We start from the raw sequence: 3,840 nt of genomic DNA on the forward strand, positions 1-3,840 counted from the left end.
GCCTGTGCGGCCGCCGGCGCCTTTGCCGGCGCCGCGGGCGCTTCGGCACGCTTGGCGGCCGCGGCCTTCGCCTTGGCGACGAGGCGAGATGCCTTCTTGGGCGCTTTCGCAGCCTTGGGCAGCGGCTCGGCCGTCTTGGCCGCGGCGCTCGTCTCGGCGCGGCGCGCCCTCGCCTTGGCTTTCGGCGTTGCCGCGACATCGGCCACAGCGACCGCCGGAGCGTCGCGAGCCGGAGTGGCCACTGTCGGCGGCGTCGCCGGACGGTCGGCGGCGGCCGAATCGACGGTCACCTCGGCGGGCGTGGCCTGAACGGTCTCTGCGGGATCCGGGGCCGGGACGGCGAGTTCGGCCAGGATCTCGCGCTCGGCCTGCAGCCAGTAATGGTCGTCGCGGCCATCGACGCGGCCGTGGTTGTTCCAGAGGTGGTACGCGCGCTCGCGAATGAGCTCCTCGATCGAGTGTGCCATTGCAATCTCCGGTCTCCGTTCCGTGCCCCATGCTTGGGGTCGGTGCGGTTAACGAAGCGTAAAAGGCACATCTCTGGGGAGCATTCTCCTAGTGCGCAAGTTCTAGGCACTTTCCCGCGAAAGGCTCACAGCCAGCGGCGCTCGCCGCTCGGATCGGAGATGCGGCGCGACGCCACGAGCCTGTTCCAGATGAACAGCACCAGCACGGCGCCGACCGTCGCGCCGATGAAGCCGGCGCCCTGATCCATCCGGTACCAGCCGATGGTCTGGCCGATCCAGGTGGCCACGAACGCCCCGCCGATGCCGAGGAGCGTGGTCAGGATGAAGCCGGTCGGCTTGTTGGGGCCGGGCGCCAGGAGGCGCGCCACGATGCCGGCCACGAAGCCGATCACGATGATCCACACGATGCCGCCCATCGGGCCGTCTCCTCGTCGTTCGGCCCCCGCCGTTCTCCCTCAACGTGAGCCGAGGAATGTAGGTTCCGGACGCGGGTCGGGACGGAGGCACCGGGGGGCCGCTTGGCGGCTTGCCGACAGGTCCGACAGCATTGTCCGGAACGCCACAGGGGCGCGGACGCCTGCCTCGTCGAAAATGCCAAGCGATTCAGAGGGTCGCGCGACGCGGCCGCTGGCACGTCGGTTGCCAAGGCGTACGCATTGGAACACTTCGATTCTGGGGGAGATCAACCGTGGCCGACGTCACCTTTACCTCGCCTGCCATGCCGAAGGACGTGACCGTGTACGCCACCGCCGGCGACACGCGCACGCTCCTGTCGGTCGCCAAGGAGCACAAGGTCCCGATCCACTTCGAATGCGAGAACGGCGAGTGCGGCTCGTGCGCCTGTCAGGTCACCGTGCTGTCCGACAAGACGCCGCTCGGCATCGCCCTCACCGAGAAGGAGAAGACGGTCCTCAAGCTGGCCGGCAAGATCACCGACACGCAGATCCACGACGCCGAGGTGAAGGACCTGCCGCCGCCGTGGCGCCTGGCCTGCCAGTTCATCGTTCGCCACGAGGACATTCTGGTGAAGTTCTAGCGGCTTGGACGGAGCGGTTGCGGTCGCGTGCGAGCCGCGCGACCGGCCGCCTCCCGCCCGCGCCGCCGAGCGCTGCCTCCCGACCTTCCCGGATGTCCGGGCGGCCCGCTTCGGGCTAGGCTCTGCGCCTCTCCGGCGGAGGCGTCGCATGTACTATTTCAAGGGCCGCGGCTTTCTCTGGCACGACCAGAAGGGGCCGGTGCTGTGGTGGCCGCCGAACTGGTTCTGGTTCGGCGTCTTCGAGTTCAAGCGCATGCGCGAGGACAAGAAAGCCGAGAAGGCGGCCCGCAAGGCCGCCAAGGCCGCCGCGAAGGCCGGAACCAAGACCGCGGCCGAGGCGGGCGGCCCGCCGGCCGGCGGCGTGTGACCTGCCCGCCGACCGAGTCCCGGGCCGATCCCGCGGCGTGGCTCGCCCGGCTCGAGGCCGGCGCCACCGCCGCCGAAGCCTTCGCGCTGTTCGATGCGCTCCCCGCCGTCCCGCTCGAGGCGATGACGGGCCGCTGGCGCGGCCGCGGCCTGCCGACCGGACACCGGTTCGACGGGATGCTCGAGGGGCTCGGCTGGTACGGCAAGGAATTTTTTGACAGTGAAACAGTTTACCCGCTGTTGTTTAGGCGCGGTGAAAGGCTCGTCGCGCTCGCTCCCGGCCGGCTGCCGGTCGACCTGCTGGTCCGCTGGCCGCGCCTCGCCGGGTCGGCCGTCCTTCGCGGCGCCTTCCGGTTCGCCCTGCCGCTGTTCGCGACGCCGCGTCCGGGTGCCCGCCTGCGGCTCGTCACGTTCAGGGGCCAGGCCGGCGCCGCCATGGTCTACGACCGCCAGCCGATCATCGACGTGTTCCGGCAGGTCGACGCCGACACGCTGCTGGGCGTGATGGATCTGCGCGGGCTGCCCGAGCCGTACTTTTTCGTGCTGCGGCGGGACCCGGCGGCCGGGCATCACCCGTCCGGCGATCAGCCCTGGTAGGCGACCAGGATCGCCCCGGCGGCGATCAGCGCGACCCCGGCCCAGTTGGCGGCCGACAGCCGCTCGCCCAGCACGGTCGCGCCGAAGATCGCCACCAGCACCACGCTGAGCTTGTCGAGCGGGGCGACGCGTGCGGCATCGCCGAGCTTCAGGGCGCGGAAGTAGCACAGCCACGACGCCCCGGTGGCGAGGCCGGACAGGCCCAGGAACAGCCAGGTGCGGGCCGGCACGGTGCCGGGCGCCTGCCACTGGCCGGTCGCCGTCAGCAGCGCGGCCAGCACGACGACGACGACGAGCGTGCGCACCAAGGTCGCGAAGTCGGAGCCGACCGCCTCGACCCCGAGCTTGGCGAAGATCGCGGTCAGGGCCGCGAACACGGCGGCGCCGAGCGCCCAGGGCATCCAGCTTTCGGCGGCGGCGGAGACGAGCGAGCGCATGGCGGGCCTCGGGGCTGAAAGGAACGCGCGTCCCGTGTTGTAGCCGGAAGTCCTCGGGTCCGAAAACGTCGCGCGGAAGAGGCCCTGCCGGTGGCCGGCTCCGGCCGGTGCGGGCGCCGTTCAGGTCATTGTGAGCGGCACCGGGAACCCGAGTCGCGTAGACGGTTCCGGCAAAGGAGAACCACCCCCGTGAACATCCAATCTGTCGCCGAGCGTTTCTCGCCCATCGTTCTGAGCATCGTCCGCATCATGACGGCGTTGCTGCTGCTCCAGCATCCCCTCACCAAGTTCTTCGGCTGGCCGGTCGCGGGCCGCACCGTCGAGCTGTGGTCGCTCTACTGGATCGCCGGGGCGCTCGAGCTCTTCCTCGGCGCGCTGCTGCTGGTCGGCTTCTATACCCGCACCGTCGCCTTCATCCTGTCCGGCGAACTCGCCTTCGCCTACTTCCTCGGTCACGCGCCGCGCGGCTTCTTCCCGCAGGGCAACGGCGGCGAGGCGGCGGTATTGTTCTGCTTCATCTTCCTCTACTTCGCCTGCGCCGGCGGGGGCCCGCTGAGCCTCGACGCCGTGTGGAAGAAGCGCTGACCCAGGCTGCGGCCGCCCCGGCCGTCTCGGGCGAACGCCGCCCGTCGGGAGAGATTTTCGATGATCGCCTCACGCATCGTGCTGGTCCTGGCCGTCGCGGCCTGCGCGACGACCGGTCCGGCCTTCGCCTTCGATCCTCCCGGCGGCCGCGGCGAGCGGGGGCGGGAACCCGAGCGCCCCTCCCGCAGCGAGCCGGGCGGGTCCCGGACCGAGCCGGGCGGCCGCGGCGAGCCGGCGGCTCGCGGTGAGCCGGCGGCTCGCGGTGAGCCGGGAGGGCGCGGCGAGCCAGGGGCTCGTAACGCACCCGAGACGCCTGCGGGACCGAATGCCAGGACGGCGGCCGAGCCCGGAC

At 71.2% G+C, this 3,840-nt stretch carries 7 protein-coding genes; 4 read left to right on the forward strand and 3 right to left on the reverse strand.

Annotated elements, in window-relative coordinates; all coding sequences use genetic code 11:
* Together CCR97_RS28830 and CCR97_RS28835 are read right to left on the reverse strand one after the other, a co-directional pair.
* On the reverse strand, positions 1–467 hold a 467-nt coding region (locus tag CCR97_RS28830; protein ID WP_201160135.1), incomplete at its 3' end, for a DUF2934 domain-containing protein.
* Positions 468–592: 125 nt separating this feature from the next.
* Complete coding sequence (locus CCR97_RS28835; protein WP_111360524.1) at positions 593–883, reverse strand: GlsB/YeaQ/YmgE family stress response membrane protein; 291 nt, start codon at positions 881–883, stop codon at positions 593–595.
* A 272-nt stretch (positions 884–1,155) separates the two neighbouring features.
* Here CCR97_RS28835 and CCR97_RS28840 point away from each other — a divergent pair, with 272 nt between their 5' ends.
* The 3 genes from CCR97_RS28840 (at position 1,156) to CCR97_RS28850 (ending at position 2,466) form a co-directional block, all read left to right on the forward strand.
* A complete protein-coding gene (locus tag CCR97_RS28840) occupies positions 1,156–1,503 on the forward strand; it encodes a 2Fe-2S iron-sulfur cluster-binding protein (protein ID WP_111360525.1) in 348 nt (115 codons plus the stop codon).
* Positions 1,504–1,651: 148 nt separating this feature from the next.
* On the forward strand, positions 1,652–1,870 hold the full coding sequence (locus tag CCR97_RS28845) for a hypothetical protein (protein ID WP_201160136.1): 219 nt from the start codon (positions 1,652–1,654) through the stop codon (positions 1,868–1,870).
* Positions 1,867–2,466 (forward strand): DUF4334 domain-containing protein, encoded by a 600-nt coding sequence (locus CCR97_RS28850; RefSeq protein WP_111360556.1) that lies wholly within the window; start codon positions 1,867–1,869, stop codon positions 2,464–2,466. The genes CCR97_RS28845 and CCR97_RS28850 overlap by 4 nt, the downstream gene beginning before the upstream one ends.
* On the opposite strand, the gene CCR97_RS28855 is transcribed toward CCR97_RS28850, so the two are convergent.
* Positions 2,454–2,903, reverse strand: coding sequence for an EamA family transporter (locus CCR97_RS28855; protein ID WP_111360555.1), 450 nt, complete (start codon positions 2,901–2,903; stop codon positions 2,454–2,456). The two genes, CCR97_RS28850 and CCR97_RS28855, sit on opposite strands and share 13 nt — an antisense overlap.
* Before the next feature lie 189 nt (positions 2,904–3,092).
* Here CCR97_RS28855 and CCR97_RS28860 point away from each other — a divergent pair, with 189 nt between their 5' ends.
* A complete protein-coding gene (locus CCR97_RS28860) occupies positions 3,093–3,488 on the forward strand; it encodes a DoxX family protein (protein ID WP_201160137.1) in 396 nt (131 codons plus the stop codon).
* Positions 3,489–3,840 lie beyond the last annotated feature (352 nt).

It is taken from the genome of Rhodoplanes elegans, from assembly GCF_016653355.1.
GTDB classification, from domain to species: domain Bacteria; phylum Pseudomonadota; class Alphaproteobacteria; order Rhizobiales; family Xanthobacteraceae; genus Rhodoplanes; species Rhodoplanes elegans.